General features: G+C 69.2%; 19 protein-coding genes. 10 read left to right on the forward strand and 9 right to left on the reverse strand.

Going from position 1 to position 16725, the window contains the following annotated elements:
- Window positions 1–12: 12 nt before the first annotated feature.
- Genes tadA through AB0O34_RS08600 form a run of 3 tightly spaced genes read right to left on the reverse strand, consistent with a single transcriptional unit; the run spans window position 13 to window position 1487 of the window.
- Entirely contained in the window at window positions 13–447 is a 435-nt protein-coding gene (tadA, locus tag AB0O34_RS08590) for a tRNA adenosine(34) deaminase TadA (protein WP_363914201.1), read from the reverse strand.
- 42 nt (window positions 448–489) lie between these two features.
- Window positions 490–981 carry a tRNA adenosine deaminase-associated protein gene (locus AB0O34_RS08595; protein WP_363914118.1) on the reverse strand — a complete coding sequence of 164 codons (492 nt, stop codon included), beginning with the start codon at window positions 979–981 and terminating at the stop codon, window positions 490–492.
- A gap of 17 nt (window positions 982–998) precedes the next feature.
- Entirely contained in the window at window positions 999–1487 is a 489-nt protein-coding gene (locus tag AB0O34_RS08600) for a tRNA adenosine deaminase-associated protein (protein WP_363914120.1), read from the reverse strand.
- Window positions 1488–1665: 178 nt separating this feature from the next.
- Between AB0O34_RS08600 and upp the strand changes: the two genes are divergently transcribed.
- The 6 genes from upp to AB0O34_RS08630 all read left to right on the forward strand — a co-directional run bounded on the left by upp (window position 1666) and on the right by AB0O34_RS08630 (window position 5715).
- Complete coding sequence (gene upp / locus AB0O34_RS08605; protein WP_363914203.1) at window positions 1666–2304, forward strand: uracil phosphoribosyltransferase; 639 nt, start codon at window positions 1666–1668, stop codon at window positions 2302–2304.
- Window positions 2305–2434: 130 nt separating this feature from the next.
- The gene (locus AB0O34_RS08610) at window positions 2435–2653 is read left to right on the forward strand and encodes a three-helix bundle dimerization domain-containing protein (RefSeq protein ID WP_358551441.1); all 219 of its coding nucleotides are present in this window, start codon (window positions 2435–2437) and stop codon (window positions 2651–2653) included.
- A 115-nt stretch (window positions 2654–2768) separates the two neighbouring features.
- Window positions 2769–2927: a hypothetical protein gene (locus AB0O34_RS08615; protein WP_184610310.1), complete on the forward strand. Its 159-nt coding sequence runs from the start codon at window positions 2769–2771 to the stop codon at window positions 2925–2927.
- Window positions 2924–3451 (forward strand): PH domain-containing protein, encoded by a 528-nt coding sequence (locus tag AB0O34_RS08620; RefSeq protein ID WP_248964684.1) that lies wholly within the window; start codon window positions 2924–2926, stop codon window positions 3449–3451. Before AB0O34_RS08615 ends, AB0O34_RS08620 begins: the two co-directional genes overlap by 4 nt.
- 133 nt (window positions 3452–3584) lie before the next feature.
- A complete protein-coding gene (locus AB0O34_RS08625; protein ID WP_363914123.1) occupies window positions 3585–4922 on the forward strand; it encodes a helix-turn-helix transcriptional regulator in 1338 nt (445 codons plus the stop codon).
- A 103-nt stretch (window positions 4923–5025) separates the two neighbouring features.
- Window positions 5026–5715, forward strand: coding sequence for a FadR/GntR family transcriptional regulator (locus AB0O34_RS08630; protein ID WP_363914125.1), 690 nt, complete (start codon window positions 5026–5028; stop codon window positions 5713–5715).
- A 32-nt stretch (window positions 5716–5747) separates the two neighbouring features.
- On the opposite strand, the gene dnaN is transcribed toward AB0O34_RS08630, so the two are convergent.
- From dnaN to AB0O34_RS08645, 3 genes are all read right to left on the reverse strand, one after another.
- Window positions 5748–6842: a DNA polymerase III subunit beta gene (gene dnaN, locus AB0O34_RS08635; RefSeq protein ID WP_363914127.1), complete on the reverse strand. Its 1095-nt coding sequence runs from the start codon at window positions 6840–6842 to the stop codon at window positions 5748–5750.
- A gap of 102 nt (window positions 6843–6944) precedes the next feature.
- The gene (locus AB0O34_RS08640; RefSeq protein ID WP_363914129.1) at window positions 6945–7598 is read right to left on the reverse strand and encodes a response regulator transcription factor; all 654 of its coding nucleotides are present in this window, start codon (window positions 7596–7598) and stop codon (window positions 6945–6947) included.
- The gene (locus AB0O34_RS08645; protein ID WP_363914131.1) at window positions 7595–9085 is read right to left on the reverse strand and encodes a histidine kinase; all 1491 of its coding nucleotides are present in this window, start codon (window positions 9083–9085) and stop codon (window positions 7595–7597) included. The genes AB0O34_RS08640 and AB0O34_RS08645 overlap by 4 nt, the downstream gene beginning before the upstream one ends.
- Window positions 9086–9218: 133 nt before the next feature.
- On the opposite strand from AB0O34_RS08645, the gene AB0O34_RS08650 reads away from it, so the two are divergent.
- From AB0O34_RS08650 to AB0O34_RS08660, 3 genes are all read left to right on the forward strand, one after another.
- On the forward strand, window positions 9219–10130 hold the full coding sequence (locus AB0O34_RS08650) for an ABC transporter ATP-binding protein (RefSeq protein ID WP_363914133.1): 912 nt from the start codon (window positions 9219–9221) through the stop codon (window positions 10128–10130).
- A 12-nt stretch (window positions 10131–10142) separates the two neighbouring features.
- Window positions 10143–10925 (forward strand): ABC transporter permease, encoded by a 783-nt coding sequence (locus AB0O34_RS08655; protein ID WP_363914135.1) that lies wholly within the window; start codon window positions 10143–10145, stop codon window positions 10923–10925.
- A gap of 86 nt (window positions 10926–11011) precedes the next feature.
- Window positions 11012–11758, forward strand: coding sequence for a phosphodiesterase (locus AB0O34_RS08660; RefSeq protein WP_363914137.1), 747 nt, complete (start codon window positions 11012–11014; stop codon window positions 11756–11758).
- Window positions 11759–11988: 230 nt separating this feature from the next.
- On the opposite strand, the gene dnaB is transcribed toward AB0O34_RS08660, so the two are convergent.
- The gene (gene dnaB / locus AB0O34_RS08665) at window positions 11989–13344 is read right to left on the reverse strand and encodes a replicative DNA helicase (RefSeq protein WP_363914139.1); all 1356 of its coding nucleotides are present in this window, start codon (window positions 13342–13344) and stop codon (window positions 11989–11991) included.
- A 303-nt stretch (window positions 13345–13647) separates the two neighbouring features.
- On the opposite strand from dnaB, the gene AB0O34_RS08670 reads away from it, so the two are divergent.
- Entirely contained in the window at window positions 13648–14958 is a 1311-nt protein-coding gene (locus tag AB0O34_RS08670; protein WP_363914141.1) for an MATE family efflux transporter, read from the forward strand.
- A 44-nt stretch (window positions 14959–15002) separates the two neighbouring features.
- Here AB0O34_RS08670 and AB0O34_RS08675 read toward each other — a convergent pair whose 3' ends face one another.
- Window positions 15003–15749 carry an amino acid ABC transporter ATP-binding protein gene (locus tag AB0O34_RS08675; protein WP_363914143.1) on the reverse strand — a complete coding sequence of 249 codons (747 nt, stop codon included), beginning with the start codon at window positions 15747–15749 and terminating at the stop codon, window positions 15003–15005.
- The gene (locus AB0O34_RS08680; RefSeq protein WP_363914145.1) at window positions 15746–16723 is read right to left on the reverse strand and encodes an amino acid ABC transporter permease; all 978 of its coding nucleotides are present in this window, start codon (window positions 16721–16723) and stop codon (window positions 15746–15748) included. The genes AB0O34_RS08675 and AB0O34_RS08680 overlap by 4 nt, the downstream gene beginning before the upstream one ends.
- Window positions 16724–16725: the final 2 nt, after the last annotated feature.

Here is a 16725-nt window from a genome sequence, read left to right on the forward strand (position 1 = left end):
GAAAGGGGGTGTTCATGGGCGTCGGTCCGCGAAGAAGTCCCTCAGCACGGCCGAGCACTCCCCGGCGAGCACGCCCAGGATCACCTCGGGACGGTGGTTCAGCCGCCGATCGCGGACGACGTCCCAGAGCGAACCGGCCGCTCCGGCCTTCTCGTCGGCGGCGCCGTAGACGACCCTGTCGACCCGCGCGAGCACCGCGGCCCCCGCGCACATCGTGCACGGCTCCAGGGTGACCACCAGCGTGCAGCCGGCCAGGCGCCATTCCCCGCGCACGCGGGCGGCTTCGCGCAGTGCCAGGACCTCCGCGTGTGCCGTGGGGTCGGCGCTCGCCTCACGATCGTTGCCGGCCGCGGCCAGCACCTCGCCCGCGGGCCCGAGCACGACCGCGCCGACCGGCACCTCGCCGCGCTCACCCGCCCGTACGGCCTGCGCCAGCGCGAGCCGCATGGGTTGCTCGAAGGCGGGCTCGCTCACGTGCGGGATCTCGTGCTAGTGGAGCCGGTCGAGCTCGTCCGCGAAGGAGAGCTTCTCGGCGATCACCGAGAGGGTGTCGGCGGGGAGCACGCCTTCTTCCATGCTGAGCTCCAGCAACTCCTCGGCGGTCACCCCGAGATCGTTCAGCAGCTCGAAGTCACCGGCCGGCCGTACCCCGAGGTCGGCCTCCTTGTCGGGCACGAGGACCCCGGCGAGCTCGCTGAAGAGCTCTCCGAGGGCGTCGCTGGCCGCGGAGTGGACATCGGAGACGAACGCCCGTGGCTCGGCGTCACCGTCGTAGCGGACGAGGGCGAACCACTCGTCCTCCACCTCGACGCAGAGCAGGGCCAGCTCGTCGCCTTGGAGTCCGAGGGCGTCCTGCACGGCGTCACCGAGGTCGTCGGCGATCTCGGCGTTCGCGAGGTCGACCTCCGAGCCGCTCCACCCGTCAGGCGTGCGGACGAAGGCCGCGGCGAACATGGCACTGTGTGTTGGTCTGGAGGGCATGATCGGGGCTCCCGCGGTCAGCCGAGGGCTGAGTCGACGGCACGTTCAAACGGCTGGGAGAACCCGAGCCGTGCGGCGATGCTGGAAAGCACCTCGTCGGGCAGCAGTTCGAGGTCGCCAGAGAGGGCGCCGAGCTCCATCTCGTCGAGCCCGAGGTCGGAGAAGATCGACAGATCTCCCGCCGGGAGGACCATGTCGAGCTCCTCCTCCTCTGGCACAGGGACATCGAGCAACTCGAGGATCTGCTGGGCCAGGGGCCAGTCCCACGATGCCGTGATGTCGGAGAGGAACACGTCGACGCGCTCGCCAAACACCCGTAATGCCACGAAGAAGTCATCCCCCACGGCGACCAGCCCAATCGTGGTGCCCATGCTCGGCTGCTGGCGCAGGGAGTGGATCAGCCCATGCAGGTCCGCTGTGAGACCCACGGGCAGCATCTCGGCTTCCCATTGGTCGTCCTCGCGGTAGACCACGATGGCGAAGTCAAGAGCATCTACGTCTGTCATCTTCACCCCACCGACGCGGTTCTTACAGTTGGCAATGCTCGCAGAATCACTCAGTCCCCGTACGCCCCTCGGGCAAATTGTGATCAAAAACGGCTGTGCCCGGCCAGCTTAGGGTGTGATGGCCGTTACCGACCCACTCGTACCATTTACCCGGTCTCAGGAGATACCTTTGGCAGCCATGAAGACCCTCGTCGTCGACCATCCGCTCGTCGCCCACAAGCTGACCACGCTGCGGGATGTACGCACGGACTCCCCGACGTTCCGCAGGCTCGCGGATGAGCTCGTCACCCTGCTGGCCTACGAGGCGACCCGCGACGTGCGAGTCACCGCGGCCACGGTGGACACCCCCGTCTCCCCCGCCCACGGGGTACGGCTGGCGCGCCCCGCACCCCTGGTCGTGCCGATCCTCCGCGCGGGCCTCGGCATGCTCGACGGCATGACCCGCCTGCTGCCCACCGCCGAGGTCGGCTTCCTCGGCATGATCCGCGACGAGGGCACCCTCAAGGCCCAGACCTACGCGACCCGGCTGCCGGAGGACCTTTCAGGCCGCCAGTGCTACGTGCTCGACCCCATGCTCGCGACCGGCGGCACCCTCGCGGCGGCCATCGAGCTGCTCTTCGAGCGCGGTGCCGAGGACGTCACGGCCATCTGCCTTCTGGCCGCCCCCGAAGGCCTGGCCTTCATGGAGAAGGTCTTCGCCGACTGCAGGCAGCCACTGCGCGTGGTCACGGCCGCGCTCGACGAGCGGCTCAACGAGCACGGGTACATCGTGCCCGGCCTCGGCGACGCCGGAGACCGCCTCTACGGCGTCGTCTGATTTCCTTTTCCTTCTTTTCCTCAGGTTGACGTTCGTCTCGTTACATAATGTGTTTCGGTGGGTACACAGAGTGATGACGATGTCACTGTGTTCCGGTCCCTCAGGCCGTGAACGCACACCTGGGAGAGCCATGGACCAGCTGCCGGATATTGACGCCTATACACAGGTCGAGACCGTGCTTAAGGTCGAGTTCGCCGGGGTTCATCCCGCCGCGACGGTGACGCGCTGCATCGAAGCGGCTCACCACGGTGCGATGGAAGTCACTGGTTACGCGTACCCGAGCTTGGTCGAGCGAATCGCTCGCAAGCACCTCCAGGTGCTGGCAGTGGTGGCCGGCGAGCAAGGGTGACGCAGGTCACATCCAGACCCCTAAAGACTATGGGGTCCGGATGCGCTTTACCCGGCCATTGGTCTGGGTAATGTATACGGTGGGTGCAGTGGGTGAGTGGTTAACGGAGGCGGCAGTGCAGGTCAAGAAGGTTCTAACGTACGCAGCCATCGCGTTTGTGGCTTTCTACCTGTTCACCAGACCGGCTGACGCGGCAAGCGCGGTCAAGGGAGCAATGGACACTGTGGTGAATGCCGCGGATTCGCTGGCTCTATTCTTCACGAAGCTGACATGAGACTTGTGACCCACGGGGACTCTGCTCCGTCGTCGGTCAATCGTTACCTTCTCCCCCACGAACACCAGGTCATCATGGTGCGGCGCCACCCGGCCGTCCTGTTACGCCCGGTCGCCGAGGTCTTCGGCGGCCTGGTGCTGGCAGGCCTGTTGAGCAAGTGGCTCGGTGAGAACCAAGGGTCACAGGCGCTGGTCATCGTCTGGTGGGCGTGGCTTCTCTTACTGATCCGCTTCGTGTGGAAAGTGGCGGAGTGGTCGGTCGACTACTTCGTGGTGACGTCCAAGCGGATGCTGTTGACCACCGGCCTGATCACCCGCCGGGTGGCGATGATGCCGCTCGGCAAGGTGACCGACATGAGCTTCCAGCGCTCACTGCTCGGCCGCATGCTGGGGTACGGCGAGTTCGTCCTGGAGTCGGCGGGTCAAGATCAGGCCCTGTCGACCGTCCCCTTCATCCCCTATCCGGAGACCCTGTACCTCGAGGTCTGCCAGATGCTCTTTCCCAGTTCTGACGACGATGATTAGTCCACTTTCGTCCTGAATCCCGAGGGGTGAGACAGACTTCCTCCTCGGGATTCTTGACGTGGGTATACCCGATTCGGCTGCTTCGTGCCATCATGGCGGAACCATTGACCATATCCCCGCCCTAAGAGATCACATGCCGAGTCAGGGAACCATCGGTGACCGCGTCCGCGGGCTGCGTCTGAGCAGGAGAATGTCTCAGGCCCAGCTGGCTGGACCCGACCTCTCCGACAGTTATGTCTCTCTCATCGAGTCCGGCAAGCGCACGCCGACGCCGGTGGTCGCCCGCCTGCTCGCGGAACGCCTAGGATGCACCACCGAGTTTCTCCTCCACGGGATCGAGCCGCGCCAGCGCATCGACACCGAACTCGGGCTGCGTCACGCAGAGCTGGAGCTTTACCACGGGGACGCGGCCATCGCCGCCGACCGCTTCGGTGACATCGTCAAAGCCGCCGGCGAGGACAACGCGCTGCTTGCCGCGCATGCCCGCCTCGGGCGAGCGCGTGCTCTGGAGGCCCAGGGTCGCATCGGGCGCGCGGTGGAGGCGTACGAGCGCCTGCGCCGCGAGGCCGCCGCGCACCCCGAGCGCCTGGCGGACGTGCCGCTCACCGTGGCGCTGTGCCGGTGCTACCAGCGCGCCGGGGACGTGATGCGCGCGCGCGATCTGGGCACCAAGGCACTCGACCAGGTCACACAACTGTCACTTTTCCACGGAGAGGTGGCCGTGGACCTCGCCGCGGCGCTGGCCGACGCCGAGATCGGGCTGCCGTACGTCGAGCAGGTGCTCGCCGACACCGGCGTGCCCGTGCCGACCGACCGCACGACGGAGATCCTCTCGCTCTGGCAGGCCAGCGTCTCGGCCGCCGAGGGCGAGGATTCGGCTCTCGCTGTGCAGTTCGCCGACGACGCCCTCTCCGCGGGCCGGCCCGCGAGGATCGCCGCCCAGATGGCACGCATCGCCATGCGCTGGGCCGAGATCTCCGCGTCCCGTGCCGGTGGCGGTCTCGAGCAGGTCGACGAGCTCGTCTCCCGCGCGACCCAGGTCTTCTCCGTACTCCCGGCCGAGTCCGTGGAGCACTCCCGGAGCCTGATCGCGCTGGCCCGCGTCCAGCTAAGGTCCGGCGACGCCCGTCGCGCGGAAGACCTCGCCTCGAAGGCCCTGGAGCTGCTGTCCGGCGCTCCCGGAACCCTCGCTGCGTCCGCGCACCTGGTGTTGGCCGAGGTTGGTTTGGCACGGTCCGACGACGCTCTCAAGACCCACCTGGAGCGTGCCGGGGCCCTGCTGTCGGCCGCGCCGGCAGCGGGAACGGTGCGCGACCGGGAGATCGCGGGCGTCTGGCGCGAGCTGGGTGACCTGTGGGGCAAGGCCGGTAACCGGGAGCAGCAGACGGGCGCGTATCGTAGGGCACTCGAAGCGGTCGGGGTCAGGTCGACCGTCGCCGGTGCCGTGACGTCCGCGGTTTTCGCACGGTAGGCCTCCTCGCCGGAGCTCCGGATTTGGCGCGGAGACACCGGAATAATTAAGGTCGACCAATCATTGACTCGTAGGATGATTGGTTTCCCGGAGGAGGCAGACTGTGAGTCTGCGTACGGCGCAGCGGGCTTCCCTCGTCGACCAGGTGATCGAGCAACTCAAGGAGCAGATCACCTCCGGATCGTGGCGCCTGCATGCCAAGATCCCTACGGAGACGGTGCTCGCGGAGCAACTCGGCGTCGGTCGTAACACCGTGCGCGAGGCGGTCCGCGCCCTCACCCATGCGGGTCTGCTCGAATGCCGTCAGGGCGACGGCACGTACGTGCGTGCCACCAGCGAGCTCTCAGGAGCCATGGCGAGGCGCCTGCGCGCGGCCGAGCATCTGGAGATCCTTGAGGTACGCCGGGCGCTGGAGGTCGAGGCCGCCAAACTCGCCGCCGTCAGGCGTACCGAAGGGGACATCGAGCTGATCGAGGCCGCGCTCGCCCGCCGGGAGCAGGCCTGGGTGGAGGCCGAGGTCGACGCCTTCGTGGAGGCCGACCTGGCCTTCCACATCGCGGTCGTCGAGGCGACGCACAACCGCGTGCTCATCGAGCTCTACAAGGACTTCTCGGCCGCCCTGCGCACGAGCATCGCCGCCGCCGGCGCGCCGCTGGAGAACGGCCACATCCCCCACGACTCCATCGCCCGTGCGATCGCCGCCGGCGACGCGGCCGCCGCCGAGCGCGCCGGCCACGCCTGCATGGAGCACATCGCGATCGCCCTCACCGACACCCCCGCGCTCCTCGACTGACCGCCCCCTGGCACGCGCCGCCGGAACGGCCTTCAGGCGAGCCGCAGGGACATCACCAGGTAGCGGAAGGTGGGGTCGTCCTCGTCGTCGGTGATCAGCACGGGCCGGGTCGGCGACGCCATGTTGATGCGCGCCTGCTCGCTCTCGACGCCGGCGAGGCCGTCGAGCAGGTAGTGGGGCTGGAAGGCGATCTGGATGTCGTCGCCTTCAAGGTCGGCCTCGACGGCTTCGGCTCCACGGCCGATGTCACCGCCACCCGCCTGCACCAGCACCTGGCCCTGCGTGAACGACAGCCGGATGGCGGTGTTGCGCTCGGCGACCAAGGCCACGCGCTTGATGGCCTCGACGAACGGGGCCACCTTGACGGCCGCCCGTATCGACCAGCTCTCGGTGAGGCGCGCGCGGTAGTCGATGAACTGGTCGTCGAGCAGGCGCACCGTCGTGACGCGGCCTGCGCACTCGAAACCGGCGATGCCGTCGCCGAACCCGATCGACACCTCCCCCGCGCGCAGCGAGCGGCCCACCTCGACCATCACCCTGGCGGGGACCATCACGGCGGCCGTCTGCTCCTGCCGCTCGGGGTGCCAGAGGAAGTCGCGCGCCGCGATGCGGTAGCGGTCGGTGGAGGCCATCGACACGTTGACGCCGTCGATGTCGACGCGGATGCCCGTGAGCATGGGAAGCGTGTCGTCGCGGCTCGCGGCGACGGCGACCTGGCCGACCGCCGAGGCGAAAATGCCGCCGCCCACCGCGCCGGCCTTGGGCGGCATGGCCGGAAGGGTCGGGAAGTCCTCAACGGGCATCGTGAGCAGGCCGAACTCGGCTCCGCCGCAGGTGAGCACCGCCTCGGACCCGGAGGTGACGATCTGGACGGGCTCGGCGGGCAGGCTCTTGGTGATCTCGGCGAGGACCCGCCCGGGGATCAGCACCTTGCCCGGCTCGGCGACATCGGCCTCGATCAGGGCGCGCGCGGACACGTCGTAGTCGAACACCGAGAGCGAGAGGCTGTCGTCGAGCGCCTCCAGCAAAATGCCGGACAGGACCGGCAACGCGGGGCGACCCGGCAGCGTGCGGGCGCTCCACGCCACCGCGTCGGCCAGCACATCGCGGTTCACCTGGAACTTCACCCTGATCCATCCCCTTCGCAACGTCTCGTTCCCAGAAAGGTAGCGCCTGGGGCGGACATTTGGCGGCTACGGAACCAGCGAGCCCGCGCGAACGCGGCGCGGTCAGCCCCGGGTGCCGTTCAGATAGGTGAGCACGGCGAGCACGCGGCGGTTGTCGTCGTCGGAGACGGCGAGGTCGAGCTTGGCGAAGATGTTCGCCGTGTGCTTGCCCACAGCACTCTCGCTCAGGAACAGCCGCTGGGCGATGGCGGCGTTCGAACGGCCCTCGGCCATCAGCTCCAGCACCTCCCGCTCGCGCGGGGTGAGCCTCCCCAGCGGCTCGTGGCGGGCGTTGCTGGCCAGCAGCTTGGCGATGACGTCGGGGTCCATGGCGGTGCCACCGGACGCGACCCGGCGCACCGCGTCGATGAACTGCTCGGAGTTGAAGACGCGGTCCTTGAGCAGGTAGCCGACGCCGCCGGTGCCGTCGGCGAGCAACTCCCTGGCGTAAAGCTGCTCCACGTGCTGGGACAGGACCAGCACCGGCAGCCCGGGGATAGCCAGGCGGGCCGCGAGCGCCGCCTGGAGCCCCTCGTCGGTGAAGGTGGGCGGCAGCCGTACGTCGACCACCGCCACCTCGGGACGCTCGTCGAGCAGCGCCCTGAGCAGCTCGGGCCCCGACTCGACCGCCGCGACGATCTCGAACCCGTGCGCCTGGAGCAGGTGCACCAGGCCGTCACGCAGCAGATAGAGATCTTCGGCCAGGACTACTCTCACGCGTCGTCTCGTTCCTTCGCCTGCTGGGCGGCTCTGGCCGCGAACCAGACCATACCTGCGCCAAGAGCGATCATGCCGATGATGACCGGCCACTGGAGAGGCTCCGGCATGTAGAGCGCGAGGAACCAGCTCCGCTGGTCCGCCCCGAAGATCTTCAAGAACATCGCCACCAGGCCCTGAGGGAACAGCGGCAGCCAGAACAGCCCCCAGCAGACGCCCATCAGCTTCTGCTTCCACACGGGCAGTGTGGACCCGCAGGCTTCCGCGGAGAACGCGCGCGGAAGCTCAACGGTGGCCACGGTCGGCCCGCCCGGAGGGCTGTGCAGCGCGAGGACGCCGTCGAACGCGGACAGCCGGCGCTCGATGCCGCGCAGGCCGCTGCCCCGCGAGGGATCGGCCCCGCCGTGGCCGTCGTCGGTCACGGTGACGCGCAGGGCGGAGCGGCGGTGGCTGATGTCGATCGCGACGTTCGCGGCGTCGCCGTGCCTGCTGGCGTTCGCGAGCAGCTCGCTGATGACGAAGTAGGCGGCCGACTCGACGGGCGCCTCGGGACGTACGGGCAGCTCGACGCTGACCGTGACCTTGAGAGGGCTGTCGAGGGCGAGAGCCCGTACGGCGTCGCCGAGGCCGCGCTCGGCCAGGACCGGCGGGTGGATGCCCCGCACGAGCTGGCGCAGCTCGATCAGCGAGGCCGCCGAGGCCTCCCTCACCTTGGCGATGAGCGCCTTGGCCGCCTTCGGGTCGGAGTCCATGAGCTCCTCGGCCGCGCCGAGGGTCATGCCGATGGCCACCAGACGTGCCTGGGCGCCGTCGTGCAGGTCGCGCTCTATGCGCCGGAGCTCGGCGGCCTGCGAGTCGACCACTTCGGTGTGCACCTGGGTGAGGTGCCGCACCTCGTTGGCCAGGCGGGCCTTCAGCGTGGGGGCCAGCAGCAACCGGGCCCACAGGCCGTGGACGCGTGCGATCCTCGGAGCCACGAGCACCCCCGCGACGACGAGGACGACTCCGGCGAGCATCTCCACCGGGTGCCCCACCCTCGCCAGGACGACGCCGTACCCCACCATGAGCAGCGGTGAGATGGCCAGCAGGCCGCCGATCAGCGGCTCGGCCAGCAGCCAGGCGAAGTCGCGCCAGGTGGCGGGGTCCTTGATCATCCAGTTCCAGGTCCTGTTGAAGGACGGGATCAGGGACGTGCGGTAGAGCTGCCGGCCCTCGCGGTACCAGCCGTCCCGCTGGGGCTGGGGCGGGGGCGGCGCGGCGCGGTAGGGGGCGGCGATCTCCACTCCCGACCACGCGCGGGCGACCGCGCGTGCCTGGCCCGCGCGGCCGCGGACCATGCGCACCGTGGCCGGGAACAGGAAGACCATTCCGAGCCCGAAGCACAGCACGAACACCACCGCGGTGATCGCGAGCATGACCATGTTCGTGACGGCCAGCGTGAACAGCACGAGACCGTGACCAAAGCCGACCACCGTCCTGAGAACCATGCGCCCCAGTCTGGTTCACCGGGCCGGTAGTTCGAAGTAGCCGTGGACACCCTGTTCAGGTGTATCTAAGTACACCCCCGTTCGGGCCGCAGGCGCATTCCGGCGGCAGGCCGCGATTCCTAGCGTCGATGGCATGGAAATCATCGAGATCACCAAGCTGCGCAAGCTTTACGGCAAGCAGGTGGCGGTCGACGACGTGTCGTTCGCCGTGGAGGAAGGCGAGATCTTCGGCGTGGTCGGGCGGAACGGCGCCGGGAAGACCACGACGGTCGAGTGCGTCTCCGGGCTCCGCACGCCCGACGGCGGGACGATCACCGTCACGGGTCTCGATCCGCGCCGCGATCGCGCCGAGCTGCGGCGACGGGTCGGCGTGCAGCTCCAGGACTGCTCACTCCCGGACAAGCTCAAGGTGTGGGAGGCGCTCGACCTCTACGCGTCCTTCTACGACCGGCCCGCGGACTGGAGGAAGCTGCTGGACGAGGTCGGCCTCGGCCAGAAGCGGGACACGACGTTCGCCAAGCTCTCCGGCGGGCAGCGGCAACGGCTGTCGATCGCCCTCGCCCTGGTCGGCGCCCCGCGCGTGGCGATCCTGGACGAGCTCACCACCGGCCTCGACCCGCAGGCGCGGCGGGAGACCTGGGACCTCATCGAGCTGGTCAGGTCCCGCGGCGTCACGATCGTCCTGGTCACCCACTTCATGGAGGAGGCGGAACGGCTCTGCGACCGGGTCGCCGTGATCGACGGGGGGCGCGTGGCGGCGATCGACTCGCCGGCGGGTCTGATCGCGCGGGTGGAGGGCGGGCAACGGGTCAGCTTCCGCGGCCCTCCCGGCGCCGACCGCATCCTCAGGTCTGTTCCGGAGGTGGAGGGTGTCACCAGGAACGGCGACACCGTCACGGTGACCGGATCGGAGAACCTCCTCCTGGCCGTGACCACCGCCCTCGCCGCGAACCAGATCGTCCCCACCGGGCTCCAGATGGAGCGCGCGACGCTGGACGACGCCTTCCTCACCCTCACCGGCCGCCCGGTCACCGACGCGTCCTAGGAGGACCTCCCCATGTCGACCACCATCCCCATCAAGACCACGCGCAGGGGGACGAGCCTGCGCAAGCTAGCCCTCACGGAGACAAAGCTCTACCTGCGAGAACCTCTCACGGCGTTCTTCGCGCTCCTGCTCCCCCTCACGCTGCTGCTGGTCCTCGGCAGCGCCATCCCCGGCTTCCGCACCCCTGACCCCTCGCTCGGCGGCGAGCGGGTGGTGGACACCCAGCTGCCCGCCATGATGATCCTGCTGTCGGTCGTGACCTCCGCGTTCAGCGTGATCCCGACGGTGCTCGCGGTGTACCGGGAGCGCGGGGTCCTGCGCCGCCTGTCCATCACCCCGGCCTCGCCGGGTGCGCTGCTGGTCGCCCAGTTGCTGCTCAACCTGGTGGCGACGGTCGTGGCCGGCCTCTTGATGATCGTGTTCGGAAACCTGGTGCTCGGCACGCGCGTGCCCGCCCAGCTCTTGTGGTTCGTCCTGGTCTTCCTCCTCGGGGTCTGCGCCATGTTCGCCCTCGGCCTGCTCATCGCGGCCGTCGTCCCGAACAGCCGCGCCGCCGGCGGGATCGGGGCGATCGTGATGTTCCCCCTGCTCTTCCTCGCGGGGATGTGGCTGCCCCGCGAGCTGATGCCCGAGGTCCTGCGGAGGCTCAGCGACTTCACGCCGACGGGCGCGTTCGGCCAGGCCCTGCGCGACACGTGGGCGGGCGCGTCTCCGCAGGTGCTTCACCTGGCCGTCCTCGCCGTGTGGGCGCTGGTGGCCGGCGTGCTCGCGGCGCGGACGTTCCGCTGGGAGTGACCTCCGGCCTCTACCGGGGTACGGCCCGCGCGGGGCGGCCGTACCCCGGCATTTTATTTCGCGACCCCTGTGAAAACCTGGATCCCATGATCACACTCGCCCATGTCAGCGATGTCCACATCGACGGAACCCCGCGGAGTGCCGAGCGCGTCGAGCGGGTCGTACGTCACATCTCCGGCCTTCCCGGGCCGATCGACGCCGTGCTGGTGACCGGTGACATCGCCGACCACGGAACCGTGGAGGAGTACGAGATCGCCCGGGAGCTGCTGCGGTTCCCGTACCCGACGATCATCTGCCCGGGGAACCACGACAGCAGGCCGGAGTTCCGTAAGGTGCTGCTCGGCGAGGCCGGTGACACCGGCAGGCCCGTCAACCAGGTGCTCCGCGCCGGCGGCGCGACGATCGCCCTGTGCGATTCCAGCATCCCCGGCCGCGACGACGGTTACCTCGACGACGAGACCCTGCGGTGGCTCGCCGAGGTCCTGGAGTCGTCCGGCGCGCCGGTCCTCGTCGGCATGCACCACCAGCCGGTGCCGGTCGGCATCCCCTACGTCGACGAGATCGGGCTCAAGGAGCCCGAGCGCCTGGAGGCGGTGCTCCACGCGCATCCCCAGGTCGTGGGCCTCCTGGTCGGGCACGTCCACACCGCCGCCGCGACCACCTTCGCGGGCCTCCCGGTGTACGTCGCGCCGGGCGTGGCCTCGACGGCGCTGCTCCCGCAGGAGTCCACGGCATGGCCGCCGGTCGACTTCGACCTGCCTCCCGGATTCGCGCTGCACGTACTGACCGGCGACGGCCGCCTGACCTCCCACGCCCGCGTGGTCCTGCCCTGAACCCGGTGACACCGAGATGCCGAGCGAGGACGTCGTCGCCTGGAACGACGGTTCCATGGCGACCAGGAGCAACTCGACATCGCCGACGGCCGCGTCCACCAGATCTTCGGCGTCCTCAACCCCGACAAGCTGGTCCATGTCCGCCCAGGCCTTTCGGTGGACTCGTGACCTGCCCGGTGCCGCCGCGGTTCGCTTCTCTCCGGATCTTTTCCAATGCGGTACGAGCAGGCTCAGTGGGGTGCCATGTCGACGAAGCGGCTGTAGTGACCCTGGAAGGCGACCGTGACCGTGGCGGTGGGGCCGTTACGGTGCTTGGCCACGATGAGGTCGGCCTCGCCGGCGCGCGGCGACTCGCGCTCGTAGGCGTCCTCCCTGTGGAGGAGGATCACAACATCGGCATCCTGCTCAATCGACCCTGATTCGCGCAAGTCGGACACCTGAGGGCGCTTGTCGGTGCGCTGCTCGGGGCCACGGTTGAGCTGGGAGATCGCGATGACGGGCACCTCCAGCTCCTTGGCGAGGAGCTTGAGGGCACGGGAGATCTCGGACACCTCCTGCTGACGGCTCTCGGTCTTCTTCGGCGAGCTCATCAGCTGGAGGTAGTCGACGATGACGAAGCGCAGGTCGTGACGCTGCTTGAGGCGGCGGCACTTGGCGCGGATCTCCATCATCGACATGTTGGGAGAGTCGTCGATGAACAGCGGCGCCTCGGCGACCTCGCTCATGCGCCGCGCGAGGCGTGTCCAGTCGTCGTCGTTCATCGTGCCCGAGCGCATCGTGTGCAGGGCCACCCGGGCCTCGGCCGACAGCAGACGCATCGTGATCTCATTGCGCGACATTTCCAGAGAGAACACGACTGTCGCCATATGGTGCTTGATAGCCGCGGATCTGGCGAAATCGAGCCCCAGCGTCGACTTGCCGATGGCGGGACGCGCCGCTACGACGATCATCTGGCCGGGGTGGAGGCCGTTCATCAGGGCGTCGAGGTCCTGGAAGCCGGTCGGGACGCCGACCATCTGGCCACTGCGGCTGCCGATGGCCTCGATCTCGTCGAGAGCGCCCGGCATGATCTCGGACAGCGGGCGGTAGTCCTCGCTGGTGCGGCGCTCGGTGACCGCGTAGATCTCGGCCTGGGCCCGGTCGACCAGCTCGTCGACCTCTTCGTTCTGCCCGCCGTACCCGTAGGAGACGATGCGGGTGCCGGCCTCGATGAGCCGCCGCAGGATCGCCTGCTCCCGCACGATCTTGGCGTAGTAGCCGGCGTTCGCGGCCGTGGGGACGACGGCCGTCAGGGTGTGGACGTAGGCGCCGCCGCCCACGCGCGCGATCTCACCGCGCTTGGACAGCTCGCCGAAGATCGTCACCGCGTCCGCCGGCTCACCCCGCCCGTACAGGTCGAGGATGGCGTCGTAGATGATCTGGTGGGCCGGCCGGTAGAAGTCGTCGGAGCGCAGGACCTCGACCACGTCGGCGATGGCGTCCTTGGACAGCAGCATGCCGCCCAGCACCGACTGCTCGGCCTCGATGTTGCTCGGGGGCGTGCGCTCGAAGGGTGCATCGAAGGCGGGGACCACTTCACTGCTCAACTGGCCGCCTCCTACGAACTCCCGTGCCACCCCCGAAGTAGCCGGGGTGACAGTTTCGCCGGTTCTGGAGGAACCGGCAACGCGTCCTGTCGACAACGTTGTGGATAACGTGTGCAGTTCTCGTCACGAGGTGTGGGCAGCCTGGGGACAACCCTGTGGATAACCGATGTGCATAACCACAGAACCCTTATTGAGCAGGGGAAACGGTGTCCACGAGCTGTGGAGAAAAGAAAGTCGGCACGACACGTGGATAGTCGCCCGCGGCCGTCCCGACCACGGCGGTGTAAGGGGCAAGATAGACGAGTGTCTCTTACCCCCCACGTCGGTAGCCGGGAGATCCTCAGGCTCGCCATTCCGGCCTTCGGCGCGCTGGTGGCCGAGCCACTGTTCATCCTCGTGGACTACGCGATCGTCGGCCGGCTCGGCACGACCTCGCTCGGCGCGCTCGGCATCGCCGGCACCGCCCTGACCACGCTGGTGAACGTCTGCGTCTTCCTGGCGTACGGCACCACCGCGGCGGTGGCGAGGCAGGTGGGCGCGGGGAACCTCTCGCGGGCGGTCAAGCAGGGCATCGACGGGCTCTGGCTGGCCACCGCCATCGGCCTGACCCTGATCGCGGCGTGCTGGCCGCTCGCCCCGTGGCTCGTCGAGCTGTTCGGCGCCTCCCCTGGCGTGGCCGCCCAGGCGGTCACGTACCTGCGGATCAGCCTGCTGGGCACCCCGCCCATGCTCATCATCCTGGCCGGCACCGGCATCCTTCGCGGCCTGCAGGACACGGTGACCCCGCTGGCCGTCGCCGTCGGCTCGTTCACGCTCAACGCGGTGCTGAACGCCGTGTTCGTGCTCGTCCTCCACTGGGGCATCGCGGGGTCCGCCTGGGGCACCGTCCTCGCTCAGGGGCTCGGAGCGGCCGTCTACCTGCTCGTCGCCGCCAGGGCCGCCCGCGAGCACCACGTCTCGCTGAAGCCGCACCTCGCGGGGATCAGGGACTTTGGGACGGCGGGGATCGCGCTGCTGGTCCGCACGGTCTGCCTGCGCCTCGTGCTGATCGTCGCGACGGGCGTCGCCACCCGCATGGGAATCGCCCAGCTCGCGGCACACTCGATCGCGACCCAGATCTGGTCGCTGCTCGCGTTCGCCCTCGACGCCATCGCGATCGCGGGTCAGGCGATCACCGGGCGCGCCCTCGGCGCCGGAGACGTCCAGCGGACGCGCGCCGCCACGCGGACCATGGTGACCTGGGGCATCGGGTACGGGGCGTTCCTCGCGCTCGCGATCGTCCTCCTGCGTCCGGCCATCCCGCATCTGTTCGGCGCGGACCCCGCTGTGAGCGCCGAGCTCGCGGCCGTGCTGTGGATCGTCGCGCTGCTCCAGCCCCTGGCCGGCGTGGTGTTCGTCCTCGACGGGGTGCTGATCGGAGCGGGCGACCGGCGCTACCTCGCCTGGGCCTCCGCCGTCACGACGATCGTCTATCTCCCGGCGGTCTTCGGCGTGGTCCACCTCGGCGGCGGCCTCGTGGCGCTGTGGATGGCGTTCATGGTGTGGATGGCGGCCCGCGCGGTCACCCTCGGGGTGCGCGCGTACGGCCGTGCGTGGCTGGTCACCGGCGGCTGACCGGCCCGCCGAACCCGCCGCCCGCCCGCATGTCGCCGGCGGGGTCATATGCGACGGGCGTCGAGCACCCGGCGGAGGAACTCCCTGGTGCGGGGCTCCCGGGGATCGGTGAAGATCTGCTCGGCCGTGCCCTGCTCCAGCAGGACCCCTTCGTCCAGGAAGCACACCTTGTCGGCGATGTCGCGCGCGAAGCCCATCTCGTGCGTGGCAAGGATCATCGTCATCCCGGACTCCTTGAGCTCACGGATGATCTCCAGCACCTCGGCGACCAGCGCGGGGTCGAGGGCCGAGGTCACCTCGTCGAGCAGGAGCAGGCGGGGACGGGTGGCCAGCGCCCTGATGATCGCCACCCGTTGCTGCTGGCCGCCGGACAGCCGGTCGGGGTAGGCCCCGGCCTTGCCGTCGAGGCCGAACCGGGACAGCAACTCGTGTGCGTGCTCCTCGGCCTGTGCCTTCCCCATGCCGTGCACCTTCCTCGGTGCGAGCGTGATGTTCTCCAGCACGGTCAGGTAAGGAAAGAGGTTGTACGACTGGAAGACCATGCCGATGCGCTTGCGCACGTCGTCCGGGTTCGCCCGCACGTCGGTGATCTCGGTGCCGTCAAGCCGGATCGCACCGTCGTCCACTGTCTCGAGCAGGTTGACGCAGCGCAGCAGGGTCGACTTGCCCGACCCCGAGGCGCCGATCAGGCAGACCACCTCGTGGGAGTCCACCGACAGGTCGATGCCGCGCAGCACGCTGTGCCGGTGGTAGTGCTTCCAGACACCCTCGATCTCCAGCAGGCCGCTCACATGCCTCGCCGCCTCTGGGAACGGGCCGACAGGTAGTCGGTGAAGCGGGCCATCGGGATCGTCAGCAGGATGAACAGCAGGGCCGCCGCGAGGTAGGGGGTGTAGTTGAAGTTCTCGGCCGCGTGGATCTGCGCCTGGCGCAGCGCCTCCAGCGGCCCGATCGTCGCTACCAGGGCGGTGTCCTTCTGCAGCGAGACGAAGTCGTTGAGCAGGGGCGGCGCGACGCGGCGTACGGCCTGGGGCAGGACGACGAACCGCATCGTCTGGCCGTGGGTGAGTCCGAGGGAGCGCGCGGCGGCACGCTGGCTGGGGTGAACGGAGTCGATGCCCGACCGGAACACCTCCGCCACGTACGCGCCGTACGAGAGCGTCAGCGCGATGATTCCCAAGGTGGCGAAGTCGGACGGCATGCCCTGCAGCTGCAGCGCCGGCAGCCCGAAGCCGACCAGATAGATGACCAGGATCGTCGGCACGCCGCGGAAGACGTCGGTGTACAGCACGGCGAGGGATCTCAGCGGGAAGAACACCGGCGCGTGCAGGTTGCGCACCAGCGCGACCACCAGGCCCACGACCAGGATCAGCGGCTCCGCGATCAGGAAGATCTTGATGTTGAGCAGGAACCCGCGGAGCACGTCGGGGAACGCCTCGGTGAACTGCCCGAGGTCGAAGAACGTCTCCTTGACCCGTGGCCAGCCCGGCGAGGCGGTGACCAGCCAGACGATCAGCACGATGAACACGACCGTGGACGCGGTCGCGACCGAGCTGGACCGCAGGTCCATGCGGCGGCGGAGCCGCTCACGCTCCCGCTGCCGCTCGCTCTTGGCCCATCCCGCCGTCGACGCGGCGGGATCACCAGACCGGGCCGTCGGCGTCACGCCCGGATCACCAGACCGGGCCGTCGGCGTCACGCCCGGATCACCGGACCGGGCCGTCGGCGTCACGCCCGGATCACCGGACCGGGCCGTCGGCGTCACGC

The organism is Sphaerisporangium sp. NPDC088356, from assembly GCF_040685555.1.
Taxonomy (GTDB): domain Bacteria; phylum Actinomycetota; class Actinomycetes; order Streptosporangiales; family Streptosporangiaceae; genus Sphaerisporangium.

What these genes read in the sequence shown, in the direction of transcription:
- AB0O34_RS08650 (WP_363914133.1), top strand. Translation starts at nt 9,219, where the DNA reads ATGGAAATCATCGAGATCACCAAGCTGCGCAAGCTTTACGGCAAGCAG.
- tadA (WP_363914201.1), bottom strand. Translation starts at nt 447, where the DNA reads ATGCGGCTCGCGCTGGCGCAGGCCGTACGGGCGGGTGAGCGCGGCGAG.
- AB0O34_RS08625 (WP_363914123.1), top strand. Translation starts at nt 3,585, where the DNA reads ATGCCGAGTCAGGGAACCATCGGTGACCGCGTCCGCGGGCTGCGTCTG.
- AB0O34_RS08595 (WP_363914118.1), bottom strand. Translation starts at nt 981, where the DNA reads ATGCCCTCCAGACCAACACACAGTGCCATGTTCGCCGCGGCCTTCGTC.
- AB0O34_RS08600 (WP_363914120.1), bottom strand. Translation starts at nt 1,487, where the DNA reads ATGACAGACGTAGATGCTCTTGACTTCGCCATCGTGGTCTACCGCGAG.
- AB0O34_RS08655 (WP_363914135.1), top strand. Translation starts at nt 10,143, where the DNA reads ATGTCGACCACCATCCCCATCAAGACCACGCGCAGGGGGACGAGCCTG.
- AB0O34_RS08610 (WP_358551441.1), top strand. Translation starts at nt 2,435, where the DNA reads ATGGACCAGCTGCCGGATATTGACGCCTATACACAGGTCGAGACCGTG.
- AB0O34_RS08660 (WP_363914137.1), top strand. Translation starts at nt 11,012, where the DNA reads ATGATCACACTCGCCCATGTCAGCGATGTCCACATCGACGGAACCCCG.
- AB0O34_RS08620 (WP_248964684.1), top strand. Translation starts at nt 2,924, where the DNA reads ATGAGACTTGTGACCCACGGGGACTCTGCTCCGTCGTCGGTCAATCGT.
- upp (WP_363914203.1), top strand. Translation starts at nt 1,666, where the DNA reads ATGAAGACCCTCGTCGTCGACCATCCGCTCGTCGCCCACAAGCTGACC.
- AB0O34_RS08645 (WP_363914131.1), bottom strand. Translation starts at nt 9,085, where the DNA reads ATGGTTCTCAGGACGGTGGTCGGCTTTGGTCACGGTCTCGTGCTGTTC.